This is a genomic window from Pseudomonas fluorescens (assembly GCF_004683905.1).
GTDB classification, from domain to species: domain Bacteria; phylum Pseudomonadota; class Gammaproteobacteria; order Pseudomonadales; family Pseudomonadaceae; genus Aquipseudomonas; species Aquipseudomonas putida_A.
Genome location: NZ_CP038438.1, coordinates 1943550 through 1962678 on the forward strand (window position 1 = coordinate 1943550; position 19129 = coordinate 1962678).

The following is a 19129-nucleotide window of genomic DNA, read 5'->3' on the forward strand; positions in this document are numbered from 1 at the left end:
TGGTTGATCGCCAAGCCGTCGCGGTCTGACCGTGGCGGCGCTCCCGTACTGGCGGCTGTCCAGTTTCTATCTGTTCTATTTCGCCTTGCTCGGCTCGACAGCGCCGTTTCTGGCGCTGTACTTCGATCATCTCGGCTTCAGCCCTGCGCGCATCGGCGAGCTGGTGGCGATCCCGATGCTGATGCGCTGTGTGGCGCCGAACATCTGGGGCTGGCTCGGCGACTACACCGGCAAACGCCTGGCCATCGTGCGCTTCGGTGCGGTGTGTACGCTGCTGACGTTCTCGCTGATTTTCGTCAGCAAGACCTACGCCTGGCTGGCGATGGTCATGGCGCTGCACGCATTCTTCTGGCACGCGGTGTTGCCGCAATTCGAAGTCATCACCCTCGCGCACTTGCAGGGGCAAACCGCGCGCTACAGCCAGATTCGCCTGTGGGGCTCGATCGGTTTCATCATCACCGTGGTCGCGCTGGGCCGACTGTTCGAATGGCTGAGCCTGGATATCTACCCGGCGGCGCTGGTGCTGATCATGGCCGGCATCGTCCTCAGCAGCCTGTGGGTGCCGAACGCGCAGCCACCGCAAGGTAATCGGCCGAGCGGGGAGGGCTTTCTCAAGCAGCTGCGCAGTCCCGGTGTACTGGCGTTTTACGCCTGCGTCGCGCTGATGCAGATGAGCCACGGCCCGTATTACACGTTTCTGACTTTGCACCTTGAACGACTCGGTTACAGCCGTGGCACGATCGGCATGCTCTGGGCCGTGGGCGTGGTCGCCGAGGTGCTGATGTTCATGGCGATGAGCCGGATTCTCGTGCGCTTTTCATTGCGTCGGGTGCTGATGGCGAGTTTTCTGCTGGCGGCGCTGCGCTGGTTGCTGCTAGGTTCGTTCGCCGAATTCCTCTGGGTACTGTTGTTGGCCCAGGTGCTGCACGCGGCGACCTTCGGCAGCTTTCATGCGGCTGCCATCGCGTTCGTGCAACGTAGCTTCGGTGCGCGTCAGCAAGGTCAGGGGCAGGCGCTGTACGCGGCGCTGGCCGGCACCGGTGGCGCGCTGGGCGCGTTGTATTCCGGTTACAGCTGGAATGCCCTCGGTGCGACATTGACCTTTAGTATTGCCAGTCTCGCGGCGCTCGCTGCTGCCGTTATCATTGCCACACGTATGCAAGAGGACAGGCCATGAGCCTTACGCGTGAACAGCTCGCCCAGCAGATCGTCGACGCCGGGCGTTTTCTTTATGGTCGCGGCTGGTCGCCGGCCACCAGCAGCAATTACTCGACGCGTCTGTCGCCGAGCGAAGCGCTGCTGACCGTGTCCGGCAAGCACAAGGGCCAGTTGGGCCTGGACGACGTGCTCGCCACGGATTTGTCCGGCAACAGCCTGGAACCGGGCAAAAAGCCCTCGGCCGAAACCCTGCTCCACACTCAGCTCTACAGCTGGCGCCCGGAGATCGGCGCGGTGCTGCACACCCACTCGGTGAACGCCACGGTGCTGTCGCGCCTGACGCCGCAAGACTTTATCGAGTTCGAAGACTACGAACTGCAAAAAGCCTTCAGCGGCATCTCCACCCACGAATCGCGGGTGCGCGTGCCGATCTTCGACAACGATCAGGACATTGCGCGCCTCGCCGCCAAGGTGCAGCCTTGGCTCGACGCCCATCCCGATTGCGTCGGTTATCTGATTCGCGGCCACGGCCTCTACACCTGGGGCGCGCAGATGAGCGATGCCCTGCGGCAGATCGAGGCCTTCGAATTTCTGTTTGAATGCGAGTTGAAAACCCGCAGCGTCATGAACCGCCAAGGCTGACTTCACCCGAAGCCGCCCATTTGCCTGATGAAATGCACTGCCCGACCGGTCTGCAAGAACCGGACGGCAAGGCCGATACCGAGGAATTGCCCATGAGCAGCCTGTCCGTCTATCACGTATCCAGCCCCGAGATTCCGAACAAGGTGCTGACCCATTTCGAAGACATCGCCTCGACGCTCGCCGAGCAGGGCGTGCGCTTCGACCGCTGGCAAGCCGCCGCGAAGATCCAGCCCGGCGCCAGCCAGGAAGAGGTGATCAGCGCCTATCAGGAGCAGATCGACAAGCTGATGACCGAGCGCGGTTACATCACCGTCGATGTGATCAGCCTCAACAGCGATCACCCGCAAAAAGCCGAACTGCGCGCCAAGTTCCTTGAAGAACACCGCCATGGCGAAGACGAAGTGCGCTTTTTCGTCGCTGGCCGTGGCCTGTTTACCCTGCACATCGACGATTACGTCTACGCGGTGCTGTGCGAGAAGAATGACCTGATCTCTGTGCCCGCCGGCACCAAGCACTGGTTCGACATGGGCGAGCACCCGCACTTCGTGGCGATTCGTCTGTTCAACAACCCGGAAGGCTGGGTCGCGAATTTCACCGGCGAAGACATCGCCGGGCGCTTCCCGCGTCTGGAGGACTGAGCCGATGCCGATCAAAGCCATTGTCACTGACATTGAAGGCACCACCAGCGCGGTGAGTTTCGTTTTTGATGTGCTGTTCCCGTATGCGGCCAAACACCTGCCGGATTTTGTTCGGCAGAACGCCGAACGTGCCGATGTGGCTGAGCAACTCGACGCCGTGCGCCGCGACAGCAATGCACCGCAGGCCGATGTTGAACGGGTTGTTGAAATTCTCTTGAGCTGGATCGAGGAAGATCGCAAAGCCACGCCGCTCAAAGCCTTGCAAGGCATGGTCTGGGCCCAGGGTTATCACGCCGGGCAGTTGAAGGGCCACGTGTACCCGGATGCCGTTGAAGCGCTCAAGCGCTGGCATCAGGCCGGTTATCAACTGTTTGTGTATTCGTCGGGTTCGATCCAGGCGCAGAAGCTGATCTTCGGCTGCTCCGAGGCGGGAGATCTGACACCGCTGTTCAGCGGGTATTTCGATACCACGTCGGGGCCCAAGCGTGAGGCGCAGTCTTACACCAACATTCAACAGGCGATTGGTGTCGAACCGCAGGACATTCTGTTTCTGTCCGACATCGTTGAGGAGCTGGATGCCGCTCAATCGGCAGGCCTGCAGACCTGCGGCCTGGCGCGCGAGGGTGGGGAGCTGGGAAGCCATATCACCGTCGACAGCTTCACCGGCATCGAACCCGAAGCCTTTTAACCACCCTCGATCCAATGTGGGAGCGGGCTTGCTCGCGAAAGCGGTGTGTCAGCCAAATATTTTTGACTGACACACCGCTTTCGCGAGCAAGCCCGCTCCCACACGGAGTTTTGCATCAGCCAAAAACACAGGCCGGACAGTGAAAGCTGCCCGGCCTGTGTTTGTTTAAAGCTGTTTAAAGCTTCGAATCAATTACAGCGAGTGATACGTCGGCAGAGCAAAGCGCTGCTGGCTTTGCAGCATCGCAATCTGCGGCAGCTCACTGGCTTCTTCCGCCAGGTCACGACGGATCGCGCTGATCGCCCACGACAGTTGGTCGGCGTTGTGCATTTGCTGATACGTCAGGGCGCGCTTGAATACTTTGCCTTCACTACTGCGCAGCGTCAGCAGGATCCCGCCATCGGGACGTGGCGCAGTGGTGACGTTGAAGTTGGAGAACAGCGAGGTAAATTTTTCTTGGATCAGGCTCATGTCTTTCAGCTCCGTATGCACTTGAATGGCAAGCATGCAGAGGAGGTTGCAGCGATTGTGCCAGCACACGAAAAAATAAAAATGCTTATAAATCAATAAGTTAAAAATCGTGAAATTTGCATTCGTCGTGCAATCTGCATGAATGGCCATCGTGCATCCTGCATTTTGCGGGATTCTCATGAGTTGAACGGAACCAAACGGCAAAGTCGTAATCACCGCCGCCAGGCGTGACAGGGCGGATACAAAACATTGCAAAAACCGCGTGTACAGGCCGAGAAGCGCTGACGTATTTTCGATCTCGACCTTGCCCACAACGCAGGTCATGCCCACAGCCCGAACAATAAAAAACTGGCCGACCAGGCCGACCGGGGAGCTGCCATGCGTCACGCGTCGAGCGACACGATTACCTGGAGCATGATGCTCCGCAAACTGCCGACGATCGCCAAAGCCATCCCGCGGGTGGTCAAGGGCATGAAAGTCGCCAACGTCACGGATCCGACCCAAACGTGTGGCCTCGGCTGGACCTTCGAGCAAGCAACGCTGCGCAATCCAGAGGGGCAGGCGATCTTGCAGGACGACGTCTTGCTGACCTATGCGCAGGTCAACCAGTGGGCCAACCGCATCGCCCACTATCTGAGCGCGCAGGGCATCGGCAAGGGCGACGTGGTCGCGGTGTTCATCGAAAATCGTCCCGAGCTGCTGGTGACCATTCTGGCGCTGGCCAAACTCGGCGCGGTCAGTGCGCTGCTCAATACTTCGCAAACCCGCGACACACTGATTCACAGCGTAAATCTGGTGGCGCCGGTGGCGATTGTCCTCGGTGAGGAATTGCAGCCGGCGTTTGCCGCGATCCGCGAGCAGGTGTCGATCCCGGCGCAGCGCACCTGGTTTATCGCCGACCGTGACACCTATAGCCACCCAGGCATTGCGCCCGAGGGCTACGTCAATCTGATCAGTGCCAGTGCTGACGCCTGCACTGAAAACCCGCCCAGCAGCGGCGAAGTGTTCTTCAACGACCCGTGCTTTTACATCTACACCTCCGGCACCACCGGCCTGCCCAAGGCCGGGGTGTTCAAGCACGGCCGCTGGATGCGCAGCTCCGCCAGCTTCGGCATGATCGCCCTGAACATGACGCCCGACGATGTCGTCTATTGCACCTTGCCGCTGTACCACGCCACCGGCCTTTGTGTGTGCTGGGGCTCGGCGATCAATGGCGCTTCCGGGTTCGCGATCCGTCGCAAGTTCAGCGCCAGTCAGTTCTGGCCGGACGTGCGTCGCTACAACGCGACCACCCTCGGCTATGTCGGCGAATTGTGCCGTTATCTGGTCGATCAACCGCCCAGCGCCGATGACAGCCGTCACGCGGTGCGCAAGATGATCGGCAACGGCTTGCGTCCCGGCGCCTGGGCCGAGTTCAAGACCCGGTTTGCCGTCGAGCACATCTGCGAGCTGTACGCGGCGAGCGACGGCAATATCGGCTTCAGCAATATCCTCAACTTCGACAACACCATCGGTTTCTCGCTGATGGCCTGGGAGCTGGTTGCGTACGACCACGACAGCGGACAGCCGTTGCGCAGCGCCGACGGCTTCATGCGCAAGGTCGGCAAGGGCGAACAGGGCTTGCTGCTGGCACGGATCGACGAAAAAGCCCCGCTGGACGGTTACACCGATCCGCAGAAAACCGCAAAGGTGGTGTTGCACGATGTGTTCAGCAAGGGCGACCGCTTCTTCAACACCGGCGACCTGCTGCGCAATATCGGTTTTGGCCATGCACAATTCGTCGATCGGCTCGGCGACACCTATCGCTGGAAGGGCGAAAACGTCTCGACCACTGAAGTGGAAAACCTGTTGCTGCAGCATCCGCATATCTCCGAGGCCGTCGCCTACGGCGTCGAAGTGCGCAACACCAACGGTCGCGCCGGCATGGCGGCAATCACGCCCGCCGAGTCACTGGCGACCCTGGATTTCGCCGAATTGCTCGCATTCGCCCGTCAGCGCATGCCGGCCTATGCGGTGCCGCTGTTTCTGCGGGTGAAGGTGAAAATGGAAACCACCGGGACTTTCAAATACCAAAAGACCCGACTGAAAAACGAGGGCTTCGACCCGGGTCAGACAGGTGATGATCCGATTTACGCGTGGCTGCCTGGCACCCAGACTTACGTGCAAGTGACGGACGAAATTCTGGCCGATATTCATCAGGGCAAATATCGCTATTGAGATTGGCTATAGCCTGACTTGAGAAAAAGGGGGTGACAGCTATCGTCGCGCTCGGGAAACTGTCGGCTTTGCGATCAACCGAAGTGGAGTTACCCCATGTCTGACCAAAGCCGCCAGATGACCCCTGAAGAAGCTGCCGAATTCACCGAGCAGGTTTTCAACAAGGCACGCGACGGTGATGCGCTGATGCTCGATCGGCTGATCAGCGCCGGTTTGCCGGTGAACCTGAAAAACAGCAAGGGCGACACGCTGCTGATGCTCGCCAGTTACTATGGCCACGTCGACGCCGTGCAGGTGCTGCTCAAACACAAGGCCGACCCGGAGCTGCGTAACGGCAACGGCCAGAGCCCGATTGCCGGCGCCGCGTTCAAGGGCGATCTGGCGGTGGTCAAGGCGCTGGTGGAAGCGGGCGCCGAGATCGAAGGCTCGTCGTTCGATGGCCGTACCGCGCTGATGATGGCGGCGATGTTCAACCGTGTTGAAATCGTTGATTACCTGATCAGCAAGGGCGCCGACCCGCAAGCCAAGGATGCCAATGGCGTCACCGCGCTGGACGCGGCCCGCACCATGGGCGCGGTCGATACCACGGCGCAGCTGGAAAAACTGCTGGCCTGAGGACTGTCGAGATTCTGTGGCGAGGGAGCTTGCTCCCGCTCCAGTGCGCAGCGCTGGTAAAAATGGTGAACTCACTGTTTGGGGTCGCTTCGCGCGCCAGCGGGAACAAGCTCCCTCGCCACAGATGTTCTGTGTGCAGCCTGAGGTTGCAATGCGCTATCCTCCGCGCCCTCAAATTCAACCTTCCACAGGATCCGCCCTCATGAAAGCCGCACTCGTCGAACTCATCAGCAAAATCAGCTCCGGCTGCATGGGCGAGGACGAGATCCTGAATGTGGCCGACGAAGCGGCGCAGGCCTACGCCGATGCCGACGCCTTTCTGGCAGCCAACCCGGACATCAACTACGACGACACCTTCCCGATCCCGCTGGGCGAGTGGGTGGTGGTCGGCAGCCTGCCGGAAACCGTGCTGTTCCAGGCTGATACCTACGCTGACCTGTTCGCGCAGATCGTCGCCTCGTTTGGTCCGGGCGTGGATTTCAACCTCAAGCCCAAGCAACTGGCCAAGACCGAAGCGCTGACCGCACTCAACCGCATCCAGGTGCAGATGAGCAGCCTGAACAAGGAAAACGGCGGTTACACGCTGATGAACTTCAGCCAGTTGCTCGACGACGAGCTGCAAGTGGTGCTGGTCTATGGCAACGACGTGCCACGGGTGCTGGAGCTGTGCGCCGAAGTCGGCATCACGGCCGCGCCTTCGCTGGAAGCGCTGAAGGTCGCCGTTCACGTCTGAGCGCAATAAAAGGGAACCCTGCGCGCGACCGTCTATCCTAAAAGTGCATGCCACTATTCTGGAGTGACACCATGGGTTCCACGTTCAACGGTCTGATTGGCCTGATCATTCTTGCCCTCGATATCTGGGCGATCATCAACGTACTGAAAAGCGGCGCCGAGACCGGGATGAAAATCCTCTGGGTTCTGCTGATCATCCTCCTGCCAGTACTGGGCCTGATCATCTGGGCGATCGCCGGGCCACGGGGCAATGTGCGGGTCTGACGCTTTCCCGAAAACACGCTGATCCCCTGTGGGAGCGGGCTTGCTCGCGAAGGCGATTGTTCAGTCGAAACACAGGTTGAATGACACTCCGCTTTCGCGAGCAAGCCCGCTCCCACATTGGTCTTGTGGTAGCTCCAGAGTGTGCCCTGTCGGAGGAAGGTTCGACCTGTCATCTTCGGCAACGTAGAATGCGCGCCTTTCCCGGGCAATCGTCCCCCACGATTGGCGCCCGCGCATTCATCGGAGCACTTGACCATGACCGTAACCAAAACCAGCGAATACCTGGAAACCCTCTACGAAGGCTACGGCCAGCGTTTTCGCATGGAAAAACTGCTGCACGAAGTGCGCACCGAACACCAGCACCTGGTGATTTTCCAGAACCCGCGCATGGGCCGGGTGATGGCGCTGGACGGCGTGATCCAGACCACCGAAGCCGATGAATTCATCTACCACGAAATGCTCACCCACGTGCCGATCCTCGCCCACGGCACCGCCAAGCGCGTGCTGATCATCGGCGGCGGCGACGGTGGCATGCTGCGCGAAGTGACCAAGCACGCCAGCGTCGAGCACATCACCATGGTCGAGATCGACGGCACCGTGGTCGACATGTGCAAGGAATTCCTGCCGAACCACTCCAAGGGCGCCTACGACGATCCACGGCTGAACCTGGTGATCGACGACGGCATGCGTTTCGTCGCCACCACCACGGAAAAATTCGACGTGATCATCTCCGACTCCACCGACCCGATCGGCCCGGGCGAAGTGCTGTTCTCGGAGAACTTCTATCAGGCGTGCCATCGTTGCCTGAACGAAGGCGGGATCCTCGTGACCCAGAACGGCACGCCGTTCATGCAGATCGACGAAGTCAAAACCACTGCCGGTCGCCTGCGCAGCCTGTTCCCGGACTGGCACTTCTATCAGGCGGCCGTGCCGACCTACATTGGCGGTTCGATGACCTTTGCCTGGGGCTCGACCAACCCGGCCTACCGCAAACTGAGCCGTGAAACCCTGCAACAGCGCTTCATCGGCAGCGGCATCGTCACCCGCTATTACAACCCGGAAATCCACATCGGCGCATTCGCGCTGCCGCAGTACGTGCTGCAGGCGATCAACAAGCCGAGCAACGACTGACGCACTATTCCCGGATCGGTGATAGATCCCCTGTGGTGAGGGGATTTATCCCCGACCGGCTGCGCAGCAGTCGTAAAATCGGCAGACGCGTTGGAACTGACACTATGCGTTCGCTGAATTCAGGGACGCTTCGCGCCCATCGGGGATGAATCCCCTCGCCACACAAGCCTGTTTCCCCATCGGTTAATTTTTTTTCATGTTCGTCCGCTGCAATCCTTTTGAACGATCAATCTCGCCAAAAGTCGAGATAGTAGTAAGCCCATTTGCGGGTTTGATCGAGGAGGCACCGATGCAAAAGTGGAAAGTCACTTTCGTGGACGATCATGGTGAAATTGTCGATGAGGTGTTCGAGCGCGCGGAATGCCCCAGCGACGACGAGGCTGCACGCCTGATCAAGGAACGGCTCCTGCCGGTGGCCGCCGAACTGGATATGAACGATCTTGAAGGGCGCACCACCGATGCTGGCGTGAAAAGCCTGAAAACCCAGAACAGCATCGAAATCCGCAGTATCACGCCAATCTGAAATTCTTCCTGTCACTTGAAGCACCAGGCCTTGGCAGCAGCTCTATCTTGGGGCTACTCTGCAAGCGAGATCAGCGAAACAATCGCTAAGGTCTGGTCTTGTCAGCTACATGCTTGTTTCCCGCGTGCAACCACGTTGCCGAAGTACTTTGGCCTGTAAGGCCCGGGGCGGGAATACGGAAAGTCTATCCATCTATCCGAGGGGGACGATTCATGAGCACAGCCTATCAAGAAGACATCAGCAGCAATGTTCTGCGCCGCATGAAAGAAGGCGGTTTCGACTTTTCCCGGTTCCATCCCATCGAGTTCTACGCCATTTTCCCGGACGAGGAGCGGGCGCGCAGGGCGGCAGGCAAATTTCGTGGTGAATCCATCAATGCCCAGGTCAGTGCGCGCGACGATGGCGCCTGGTCGCTGGAACTGAGCAAAGTGATGTACGCAACCTATGACGACATTGGCGATTTCGAGCAAGGTTTCTCTGCCGTGGTCGAGCCGCTGGGCGGCATCATCGAGGGCTGGGGCGTCAAGCAGGAGGTGCGTAACCGCCATCGTCTGAACTGATCTCTGGTTTCAGGTATTGAGCAACGGCTGACCTTCGGGTTGGCCGTTGTCGTTTCTGGCCGCCGAATAGCCCGTGGCAAAACCCTGAAACAAGAATCCCGGGCAAAAAAAAGCCACCGGAGAGGGTGGCTAAAGGGAAGACCGATAAGGAGAGGAAACCGGTCAGGGTTACGGCCTGCGGGGACTGCGCGGGCAGTCCGGATCAGTGGAGCTGAAGTCTTCACCGGGGAAGTTTTCAGCGGATGCGCCGATTATCCGCAGCTCGGTGCGAGCGGTGAAATCAACTCTGACTATGCTGGTGATAGGCGATGCAATGCGTCGCAATGAGGCGGGGGCAATCGGCTTGGGGCATTTGCCGCACAGGAATGGTGCGGTGCTTGCGGCGTGATTATCCAACCGATTGAAATCAAAGCGTTTATGCCGATGGCACGGGCCTTGCGAAGGCCTGTAGGTCCGGGTGACAAGGAGTACGGCATGATCCGCACCTATTTTGATGAAATGTACGATGCCGGCGGCCAGGTCCGCCCGCATTACCGGGAGTTCGCCCGCTGGCTGGCCGACACGCCTGACGAGTTGCTGGCACAACGGCGACGCGAGGCCGATCTGCTGTTCCACCGGGCCGGGATCACGTTCACGCTCTATGGCGACGAGCAGGGCACCGAGCGCCTGATTCCGTTCGACACCATCCCGCGCAGCATTCCCGCCAGCGAGTGGCGGATCGTCGAGCGCGGCTGCATCCAGCGGGTCAAGGCGTTGAACATGTTCCTCGCCGACCTTTATCACGAGCAGCGCATCATCAAGGCCGGGATTATCCCTGCCGAACAGGTGCTGGCCAACGAGCAGTACCAGTTGGCGATGCAGGGCCTGGATCTGCACCGCGACATCTATTCGCACATCTCCGGCGTCGACCTTGTGCGCGACGGCGATGGCACTTACTACGTGCTCGAAGACAACCTGCGTACTCCGAGCGGCGTCAGCTACATGCTCGAAGACCGCAAAATGATGATGCGTCTGTTCCCGGAGCTGTTCGCCGCCCAGCGCATCGCGCCCATCGACCACTACCCGAATCTGTTGCTCGACACCCTGAAAAGCTCCAGCCCGATCGACGACCCGAGCGTGGTGGTACTGACGCCGGGGCGCTTCAACAGTGCGTTCTTCGAACACGCTTTCCTGGCGCGGGAAATGGGCGTTGAACTGGTGGAGGGCGCCGACCTGTTTGTGCGTGACGACAAGGTCTTCATGCGCACCACCGACGGGCCGAAAGCGGTGGACGTGATTTATCGCCGTCTCGATGACGCGTTCCTCGATCCGCTGGCGTTCAACCCCGATTCGATGCTCGGTGTACCGGGACTGTTGTCGTCGTATCGCTCGGGCAACGTGGTGCTGGCCAATGCCATCGGTACCGGGGTGGCGGATGACAAATCGGTGTACCCGTTTGTCACCGAGATGATCCGTTTCTACCTCGATGAAGAACCGATCCTGAAGAACGTGCCGACCTGGCAGTGCCGCAACCCCTCGGAACTTTCCCACGTACTGGCCAATCTTCCGGATCTGGTGGTCAAGGAAACCCAGGGCTCCGGCGGTTACGGAATGCTGGTGGGGCCGGCGTCAACCACGGCGCAGATCGATGCGTTCCGTGAGCGGATCAAGGCCAAGCCCCACGCGTACATTGCGCAGCCGACATTGTCGCTGTCGACCTGTCCGACCTTTGTCGAAAACGGCATTGCGCCGCGTCATATCGACCTGCGTCCGTTTGTATTGTCTGGCCGCGAAACCCGGGTCGTGCCCGGCGGTTTGACCCGTGTCGCCCTGCGTGAAGGCTCCCTGGTGGTGAATTCCTCCCAGGGCGGCGGCACCAAGGACACCTGGGTGGTCGAGGATTGAAGGAAGCTTGCCATGTTAAGTAGAACTGCCTCGGATCTGTACTGGATGTCGCGTTACCTGGAGCGGGCGGAAAACCTCGCGCGGATGCTCGATATCAGCTATTCGCTGTCGCTGATGCCGCAGGACGGTCGCGGCGACGGTTTGCACGAACTGGCGATGCCGCTGTTGATCACCGGCACCCTCGACGATTATCTGGAGCGTCACGGCGAACTGCATGCCGAACGCCTGCTGCATTTCTTCGCCCTGGACGCGGCCAACCCGGCGAGCATCTACAGTTGCCTCGGCGCGGCGCGGGCCAGTGCGCATGCGGTGCGCGGGCGTATCACCGCGGACATGTGGGAGAACATCAACGCTACCTGGCTGGAGATTCGCGGCATTGCCGAGCAGGGCCTCAGTCGTTACGGCATGAGCCGTTTCTGCGAGTGGATCAAGGAGCGCTCGCACCTGTTCCGTGGCGCGTCCTACGGCACGATCATGCGCAACGATGCGTTCCGTTTCATTCGTCTGGGGACGTTCATCGAGCGTGCGGATAACACGCTGCGCCTGCTCGATGCGCGCTATGAAATGGCCGGCGATCAGGCCGAGGCCGTCAGTGACGGTACGGCGCACGCCTATTACCAGTGGAGTGCACTGTTGCGAGCGCTGTCATCGTTCGAGGCCTACACCGAGATCTACCGCGACGCACCCGGCGCCCGGCATGTCGCCGAGCTGCTGCTGTTGCGCGCCGATGTGCCGCGCTCGCTGCGCGCCTGCACCGAGGAAATCGACCAGATCCTCGCCCAGTTACCCGGCGCCAATGGCCGTCCGGCACAACGCCTTGCTGCCGAAATGGACGCACGCCTGCGCTACACCGGCATCAACGAAATCCTCGCCGAAGGCCTGCACGCCTGGCTCACCGAATTCATCCCGCTGGTGCGCCAGTTGGGCAACGCGATTCACAGTTCATACCTGGAGGCTGCATGAGACTTTCCATAAGCCACGAGACCACCTATCACTATGAAGATCAGGTGCGGGCGAGCATCCAGTATTTGCGCCTGACCCCGCACGACAGCGAGCGTCAGCACGTGTTGAGCTGGCAACTCGACCTGCCGCGTCCGGTGCGCGCCCAGCTCGATCCGTTCGGCAATATCCTGCATGTGCTGACCATGGATGAGCCGCACGAAGCGATCATCATCGGCGCCCGTGGCCAGGTCGATATCGACGAATTGCGCGAGGCCGAGCATGAGAGCCAGTCGGCGCTACCGTTTCTGCGCTTCACCCGGCTGACCGAGGCGGACGAAGGGCTACGGGCGTTTGCCGACAAATCCTGCAAACAGCGGCGCGATCGCACTGCGCTGATCGACCTGATGCATGGTTTGAACCAGCACATCAGCTACACGCCGGGTTCGACTGAAGTCGACACCAGCGCCGCCGAAGCTTTTGCCGGGCGCGCCGGGGTTTGTCAGGATCACACCCATGCGTTTCTCGCCTGTGCACGTAGTCTGGGAATTCCGTCGCGTTATGTGTCGGGTTATCTGTACAGCGAGGACGCCGAGCATCTGGCCAGTCATGCCTGGGCCGAAGCGTGGCTGGATGACGCCTGGTACAGCTTTGACGTGACCAACCAGTTGGCCCGCCCGGAGCGGCATCTGAAACTGGCGGTGGGCCTGGATTATCTGGATGCCTGCCCGGTGCGCGGCATGCGCCGGGGCGGTGGTTGTGAGCAGATGCATGCGAAGGTGTTCGTGTCGCCGACACCGGTTATTTCCGTGCAACAACAGTAATTTGCTTCACACAAAACCCTGTAGGAGCGAGCCTGCTCGCGATAGCGGTCGTCAGTTGAAGGATCAGTGACTGACACTCCGCTATCGCGAGCAGGCTCACTCCTACAGGGGAATGTCGTCAGGGCTTAACCTTGCGCCCAGCCATGTGTTGCAAATAGCCGATCAACAACTGCAAATCCCTCTCCGGCAACACCTCTGCCGAAAACCCCGGCATCTTCGCCTGCGGCCACTGGCGCAAACTCTGCGGATCGCGAATGTAGCGCTTGAGGAAGTCCGCGCCGAAATACTCGGTCGGGTTGTACGGAATATTCAAGTCCGGCCCGAACTGCGCATCTCCCGCACCGTTCAACCGGTGGCAGGCCAGGCAGTTCTTCTGGAACAGTGCAAAACCCTGACTCACCGGGTCATCCGCTTTAAGCTTCGGATCCGGTAACAGCGCCGGGAAGCGCTCGGCCACCGGCGCCATGCGCTTGATGCTCGCCACTTGGAACGGCCATTGCTCAGGGCTGATGTTGCCGGCCTGCGGGTCAGTCCATACCAGATAGAACGGCCCGGCGCTGTGTTTGCCCTCGGACAGCGGCGGCCACGGCTGCGCCGGGTCCTCGATCGCCAGCCAGGCCTGCGCGCCTTTGCTGTTGAGCAACGGCGCAGCGGCCAGTTCGGCAGCAAACCCGTCCAGCGCCACCGCTTGCAGGTGATCGGCCGGTTTGATCCCGGTGAGCAGCGCCGCCACGGGCACGGCGCGATAAGTCATGTCCTTCTTGTAGGACACATCGTTCTTGATGGTCAGAGTTTGTGCTTGCGGATGCTTGAGCAACTCTTCGGTCTGCCAGGTGCGACTGTTCGCGCCCAGCTCCAGCGTGAGCTGCGCCGCAGACAAGGGCATGCTCAGCAGCAAGGCCCAGAACACAATGAGCGTTTTCAAATGATCGCCGTCCCTGTCGTGGAAGTGCGCAAAGGTTCGCACAGCCACGCTGGCCCGGGTAGCGGGCCAGTCACATTTTGTCTGGCGATAGCGGACGCCTGCCGCTTGAGTCAGCCAATCACCTTGGTCAGATTGGGCAAAATCAACAGCAGCGTGGTGGCGAAAAGAATGAGTCCTGCTTGACGAACTTTCGGTTGTTTGAACATGGCTTGACCGCCTTTATTGTTATTTCCTGATGTCTGCCTGCATATCCATGACGGCAAACGCTGCACTTCCTGTTGAAGAACGTCGGCCCCGGCAAAACCCGACGACCCTGACGTACATTTACTACCTTAGAGCCCGCGTCACGCTTGGCTTAGATCCAATTCATATGTATTTGCTGCCGTTTGCGATAAAAACGGCATGAGGCTTATTGCCAGCTTCTTCGCCGCCCGCTGGCTAGACAACTCGCTGACCTGAACCGGTTCACCTGAGGGTGGATGACCGTCCGTCTGAGCGTGCACGTCAACGTCATTGAGCGCTGTGGTCATTGAATCCATGCGCGCTCGGGACAACAGTGACACTACGAAATTCACTCACCGCACAGGTTCGAGGACGTCATGACCCAAGCTTTGATTTTCGATGCGTTACGCACGCCCCGCGGCAAAGGCAAGGCCGATGGCGCGCTGCACAGCGTCAAACCGGTGAATCTGGTCGCCGGGTTGTTGACCGCGCTGCAAAGCCGCACGGCGCTGGACACCAGTCAGGTCGATGACGTGGTGCTCGGCTGCGTCACGCCGATTGGCGATCAGGGCTCGGACATTGCCAAGACTGCGGTGCAGGTGGCGGATTGGGACGTTAGCGTGGCCGGCGTGCAGATCAACCGCTTCTGCGCCTCGGGTCTGGAAGCGGTCAACCTCGGTGCGATGAAGGTGCGCTCGGGCTTCGAGGATCTGGTGGTGGTCGGTGGCGTCGAGTCGATGTCGCGGGTGCCGATGGGCAGCGACGGCGGCGCCTGGGCACTGGATCCGCAAACCAATCTGCACAGCCACTTCACCCCGCAGGGCGTTGGTGCGGACCTGATCGCCACCCTTGAGGGCTTCGGCCGTGAGGATGTCGATGCCTACGCGTTGCACTCGCAGCAAAAAGCTGCACGGGCGCGGGCCGACGGCTCGTTCAACAAGTCGCTGGTGCCGGTGCAGGATCAGAACGGCATCATCCTGCTCGATCACGACGAATTCATTCGCGCCGAGTCGACGATGGAAGGCCTCGGCAAACTCAAGCCAAGTTTCGAAATGATCGGCCAGATGGGTTTTGATGCCACCGCGCTGCGGGTTTACAGCCACGTCGAGCGGATCAACCACGTGCACACGCCGGGCAACAGCTCCGGGATCGTTGACGGTGCGGCGCTGATGTTGATCGGCTCCGAAGCCAAGGGTCGTGCGCTCGGCCTGCAACCACGGGCCCGGATCGTCGCCACGGCCGTCACCAGCACCGACCCGACGATCATGCTTACCGGCCCGGCGCCGGCCACGCGCAAGGCCCTGGCCAAGGCGGGGCTGCGCGTGGAAGACATCGACCTGTTCGAGGTCAATGAGGCATTTGCCTCGGTGGTGCTCAAGTTCATCAAGGACATGGCGGTGGACCCGGACAAAGTCAACGTCAACGGCGGCTCGATCGCCATGGGCCACCCGCTGGGCGCGACCGGTTGCGCGATCCTCGGCACCTTGCTCGATGAACTGGAAACCCGGCGCCTGCGCTACGGCCTGGCGACGCTGTGCGTCGGCGGCGGCATGGGCATTGCCACCATCATCGAACGCCTCTGAGCCCCGAATTCAAGGAAACCTTGTTATGAGCGAAGCCATTCGTTACGAAAAAGGCCAGGACGCCATCGTCGTGTTGACCATCGACATGCCGGGCCAGAGCGCCAACACCATGAACGCCGTGTACCGCGATGCCATGGGCGCCTGCGTTGCGCGGCTAGTGGCGGAAAAAGACAGCATCGCCGGGGTGATCATCACCTCGGCGAAGAAAACCTTCTTTGCCGGCGGCGACCTCAATGAGCTGATCAAGGTCGGCAAACCCGAGGCCAAAGCGTTCTATGACATGGTGCTGAGCCTCAAGGGGCAGTTGCGCACCCTGGAAACCCTCGGCAAACCGGTGGTCGCGGCGATCAACGGCGCCGCGCTCGGCGGTGGCTGGGAAATCTGTCTGGCCTGCCATCACCGGGTGGCGCTGGACGATGCGGCGGTGCAGCTCGGTCTGCCGGAAGTGACGCTGGGTCTGCTGCCGGGCGGCGGCGGGGTGGTGCGCATGGTGCGTATGCTCGGCATCGAAAAAGCCTTGCCGTACTTGCTCGAAGGCAAAAAGGTGCGCCCGCAACAGGCATTGCAGGCCGGTCTGATCGATGAACTGGCGGCGGATCGTGACGAGTTGCTGGCCAAGGCGCGCGCCTGGATTGTCGCGAACCCGGGCGCGGTACAGCGTTGGGACGTGAAGGGCTATCAGATCCCCGGCGGCACACCGTCGAATCCGAAAGTCGCGCAGATGCTGGCGATAGCGCCGTCGATCCTGCGCAGCAAGACTCAGGGCACGCTGCCCGCGCCGGAGAAAATCCTCTGTGCGGCGGTGGAGGGCGCGCAGGTCGATTTCGACACCGCGCACCTGATCGAAACCCGCTATTTCACCGAACTGACCACCGGGCAGATCTCGAAAAACCTGATCGGCACCTTCTGGTTCCAGCTCAACGAGATCAACGCCGGCAGTTCGCGGCCGCAGGGTTTTGCGCCATATGTCACGCGCAAGGTCGGCGTGCTCGGTGCGGGCATGATGGGCGCCGGGATCGCCTTCGTCAGTGCCTCGGCTGGTATCGATGTGGTGCTCAAGGATATCAACCTGGCGGCGGCCGAGAAGGGCAGGGCCCATTCGGCGGCGCTGCTGGACAAGAAAGTCGCCCGTGGCCAGATGACGGCCGAAAAGCGCGAAGCGGTGCTGGCGCGGATTCACATCACTGAAAATGATGCGGATCTGGCGGGTTGTGATCTGATCATCGAGGCGGTGTTCGAGGATCGCGAACTCAAGGCCAAGGTCTCGTCGGCAGCGCAAAAGATTGTCGGTGCTGACGCGGTGATTGCCTCCAACACTTCGACCTTGCCGATCACCGGGCTGGCGACCGCAGTACCCGATCAGACTAAGTTCATCGGTCTGCACTTCTTCAGCCCGGTGGACAAAATGCCGTTGGTGGAAATCATCAAAGGTGCGCAGACCAGTGCTGAAACCCTGGCGCGCGGTTTCGACTTCGTCCTGCAAATCAAGAAAACCCCGATCGTGGTCAATGACAGTCGCGGCTTCTTTACCTCGCGGGTGTTTGGCACCTTCACCAATGAAGGCATCGCCATGCTCGGCGAGGGCGTGAGCGCGCCGATGATCGAGACCGAAGCGCGCAAGGCCGGGATGCCGGTCGGGCCGCTGGCGATCTCCGACGAAGTTTCCCTCAGCCTGATGAGCCATATCCGTCAGCAAACGGCCAAAGACCTGCAAGCGGAAGGGAAACCGCTGATAGAACACCCGGCCTTCGCCGTGATTGACTTGCTGCTCAACGAATACAAGCGCCCGGGCAAAGCCGCTGGCGGTGGTTTCTACGATTACCCGGCGGGTGGTCAGAAACATCTGTGGCCGGAGTTGAAGACGCGCTTCGAGAAGGCCGACGGGCAGATTTCGCCGAAGGATGTGCGTGATCGTCTGCTGTTCGTGCAAGCCCTGGAAACCGTGCGCTGCGTGGAGGAGGGCGTGCTGACCTCGACAGCGGATGCCAACGTCGGCTCGATCTTCGGCATCGGATTTGCGCCGTGGACCGGCGGCGCCTTGCAATTCATCAATCAGTACGGGGTGCAGGACTTCGTCGCACGCGCGCAGTATCTGGCCGAGCAGTACGGCGAGCGCTTTGCGCCACCGGCCCTGCTGCTGGAAAAAGCCGCGAAAGGCGAGCTGTTTAAGTGATCGGCTGAACGTTGCGGGGCTTGCCTTGCCGGGGTGTTTCAAGGCAGGCTCTGGGGTGTTCATTATTCCCATCACGTGTCAGGTATTTTTTATGTCGCTACGCATCTGCATTCTGGAAACCGACATCCTGCGTCCGGAACTGGTCGATCAATATCAGGGTTACGGGCAGATGTTTCAGCGCCTGTTCTCGCAGCAACCGATTGCCGCCGAGTTCACCGTGTACAACGTGATGCAGGGCGAATACCCCAGCGACGACCTGACCTTCGATGCGTACCTGATCACCGGCAGCAAGGCCGATTCGTTCGGCACCGACCCGTGGATCCAGACCCTCAAGCAATACCTGCTGACCCGCTACGAGCGTGGCGACAAGCTGCTCGGCGTGTGCTTCGGCCATCAATTGCTGGCGCTGCTGCTAGGTGGCAAGAGCGAGCGCGCCAGCCAGGGGTGGGGCGTCGGCACCCACAACTACAAACTGGCGGCCAAGGCGCCGTGGATGAGTCCGGTGCGTGAAGAGCTGACGCTGCTGATCAGCCACCAGGATCAGGTCACTGCGCTGCCGGAAAACGCCACGGTTATTGCCTCCAGCGATTTCTGCCCGTTTGCCGCGTACCACATCAACGATCAGGTGCTGTGCTTCCAGGGGCACCCGGAATTCATTCACGACTATTCGCGGGCGCTGCTGGATCTGCGCCAGGAAGCGCTGGGTTCGCAGATCTACTCGAAAGGCGTGGCCAGCCTGGAGCAGGAGCACCATGGCACCACGGTGGCGGAATGGATGATGCGTTTTGTGGCGCACAAGCCAGAAGCTGCAGCGATTTAAGACCTGACATTTACCTATGTGGCGAGGGAGCTTGCTCCCGCTCGGATGCGCAGCAGCCGTAATTTACGGCAACTTGATGTCTGTATGGGGGCGCTTCGCACCCCAGCGGGAGCAAGCTCC

General features: G+C 60.5%; 19 protein-coding genes. 17 read left to right on the plus strand and 2 right to left on the minus strand.

Going from position 1 to position 19129, the window contains the following annotated elements; genetic code table 11:
• Positions 1-31 precede the first annotated feature (31 nt).
• From E4T63_RS08890 to mtnC, 4 genes are all read left to right on the plus strand, one after another.
• Positions 32-1177 carry an MFS transporter gene (locus E4T63_RS08890; protein ID WP_135295282.1) on the plus strand — a complete coding sequence of 382 codons (1146 nt, stop codon included), beginning with the start codon at positions 32-34 and terminating at the stop codon, positions 1175-1177.
• On the plus strand, positions 1174-1800 hold the full coding sequence (locus E4T63_RS08895; protein WP_007959997.1) for a methylthioribulose 1-phosphate dehydratase: 627 nt from the start codon (positions 1174-1176) through the stop codon (positions 1798-1800). Before E4T63_RS08890 ends, E4T63_RS08895 begins: the two co-directional genes overlap by 4 nt.
• A 92-nt stretch (positions 1801-1892) precedes the next feature.
• Positions 1893-2438, plus strand: a complete 546-nt coding sequence (locus tag E4T63_RS08900) for a 1,2-dihydroxy-3-keto-5-methylthiopentene dioxygenase (protein ID WP_027613329.1) — start codon at positions 1893-1895, stop codon at positions 2436-2438.
• Positions 2439-2442: 4 nt separating this feature from the next.
• Positions 2443-3126 (plus strand): acireductone synthase, encoded by a 684-nt coding sequence (mtnC, locus tag E4T63_RS08905; protein WP_027613328.1) that lies wholly within the window; start codon positions 2443-2445, stop codon positions 3124-3126.
• Between the two features lie 192 nt (positions 3127-3318).
• Here mtnC and E4T63_RS28840 read toward each other — a convergent pair whose 3' ends face one another.
• On the minus strand, positions 3319-3597 hold the full coding sequence (locus tag E4T63_RS28840) for a DUF3509 domain-containing protein (protein ID WP_027613327.1): 279 nt from the start codon (positions 3595-3597) through the stop codon (positions 3319-3321).
• A gap of 378 nt (positions 3598-3975) precedes the next feature.
• Between E4T63_RS28840 and E4T63_RS08915 the strand changes: the two genes are divergently transcribed.
• The 10 genes from E4T63_RS08915 to E4T63_RS08965 all read left to right on the plus strand — a co-directional run bounded on the left by E4T63_RS08915 (position 3976) and on the right by E4T63_RS08965 (position 13286).
• Complete coding sequence (locus E4T63_RS08915; RefSeq protein WP_135295283.1) at positions 3976-5814, plus strand: long-chain-acyl-CoA synthetase; 1839 nt, start codon at positions 3976-3978, stop codon at positions 5812-5814.
• 96 nt (positions 5815-5910) lie between these two features.
• On the plus strand, positions 5911-6429 hold the full coding sequence (locus E4T63_RS08920) for an ankyrin repeat domain-containing protein (RefSeq protein WP_098967928.1): 519 nt from the start codon (positions 5911-5913) through the stop codon (positions 6427-6429).
• A gap of 202 nt (positions 6430-6631) precedes the next feature.
• Entirely contained in the window at positions 6632-7162 is a 531-nt protein-coding gene (locus E4T63_RS08925) for a hypothetical protein (RefSeq protein WP_135295284.1), read from the plus strand.
• Between the two features lie 71 nt (positions 7163-7233).
• Positions 7234-7425, plus strand: a complete 192-nt coding sequence (locus E4T63_RS08930) for a PLDc N-terminal domain-containing protein (RefSeq protein WP_007960694.1) — start codon at positions 7234-7236, stop codon at positions 7423-7425.
• A gap of 255 nt (positions 7426-7680) precedes the next feature.
• Positions 7681-8556: a polyamine aminopropyltransferase gene (gene speE, locus E4T63_RS08940; RefSeq protein ID WP_041068886.1), complete on the plus strand. Its 876-nt coding sequence runs from the start codon at positions 7681-7683 to the stop codon at positions 8554-8556.
• Positions 8557-8845: 289 nt separating this feature from the next.
• Entirely contained in the window at positions 8846-9079 is a 234-nt protein-coding gene (locus E4T63_RS08945; protein ID WP_027613323.1) for a hypothetical protein, read from the plus strand.
• Positions 9080-9291: 212 nt separating this feature from the next.
• Positions 9292-9639, plus strand: coding sequence for a ribonuclease E inhibitor RraB (locus E4T63_RS08950; protein WP_007960698.1), 348 nt, complete (start codon positions 9292-9294; stop codon positions 9637-9639).
• 474 nt (positions 9640-10113) lie between these two features.
• The gene (locus E4T63_RS08955; RefSeq protein WP_083366520.1) at positions 10114-11523 is read left to right on the plus strand and encodes a circularly permuted type 2 ATP-grasp protein; all 1410 of its coding nucleotides are present in this window, start codon (positions 10114-10116) and stop codon (positions 11521-11523) included.
• A 12-nt stretch (positions 11524-11535) separates the two neighbouring features.
• Positions 11536-12486: an alpha-E domain-containing protein gene (locus E4T63_RS08960; protein ID WP_027613321.1), complete on the plus strand. Its 951-nt coding sequence runs from the start codon at positions 11536-11538 to the stop codon at positions 12484-12486.
• Positions 12483-13286 carry a transglutaminase family protein gene (locus tag E4T63_RS08965; RefSeq protein WP_098967930.1) on the plus strand — a complete coding sequence of 268 codons (804 nt, stop codon included), beginning with the start codon at positions 12483-12485 and terminating at the stop codon, positions 13284-13286. Before E4T63_RS08960 ends, E4T63_RS08965 begins: the two co-directional genes overlap by 4 nt.
• A gap of 118 nt (positions 13287-13404) precedes the next feature.
• On the opposite strand, the gene E4T63_RS08970 is transcribed toward E4T63_RS08965, so the two are convergent.
• Positions 13405-14172: a c-type cytochrome gene (locus E4T63_RS08970; protein ID WP_135296910.1), complete on the minus strand. Its 768-nt coding sequence runs from the start codon at positions 14170-14172 to the stop codon at positions 13405-13407.
• Between the two features lie 638 nt (positions 14173-14810).
• On the opposite strand from E4T63_RS08970, the gene E4T63_RS08975 reads away from it, so the two are divergent.
• The 3 genes from E4T63_RS08975 (at position 14811) to E4T63_RS08985 (ending at position 19009) form a co-directional block, all read left to right on the plus strand.
• Positions 14811-16016, plus strand: coding sequence for an acetyl-CoA C-acetyltransferase (locus tag E4T63_RS08975; protein WP_098967931.1), 1206 nt, complete (start codon positions 14811-14813; stop codon positions 16014-16016).
• 25 nt (positions 16017-16041) lie between these two features.
• The gene (locus E4T63_RS08980; RefSeq protein WP_135295285.1) at positions 16042-18189 is read left to right on the plus strand and encodes a 3-hydroxyacyl-CoA dehydrogenase NAD-binding domain-containing protein; all 2148 of its coding nucleotides are present in this window, start codon (positions 16042-16044) and stop codon (positions 18187-18189) included.
• Between the two features lie 91 nt (positions 18190-18280).
• Positions 18281-19009, plus strand: coding sequence for an amidotransferase (locus E4T63_RS08985; RefSeq protein ID WP_103368915.1), 729 nt, complete (start codon positions 18281-18283; stop codon positions 19007-19009).
• Positions 19010-19129: the final 120 nt, after the last annotated feature.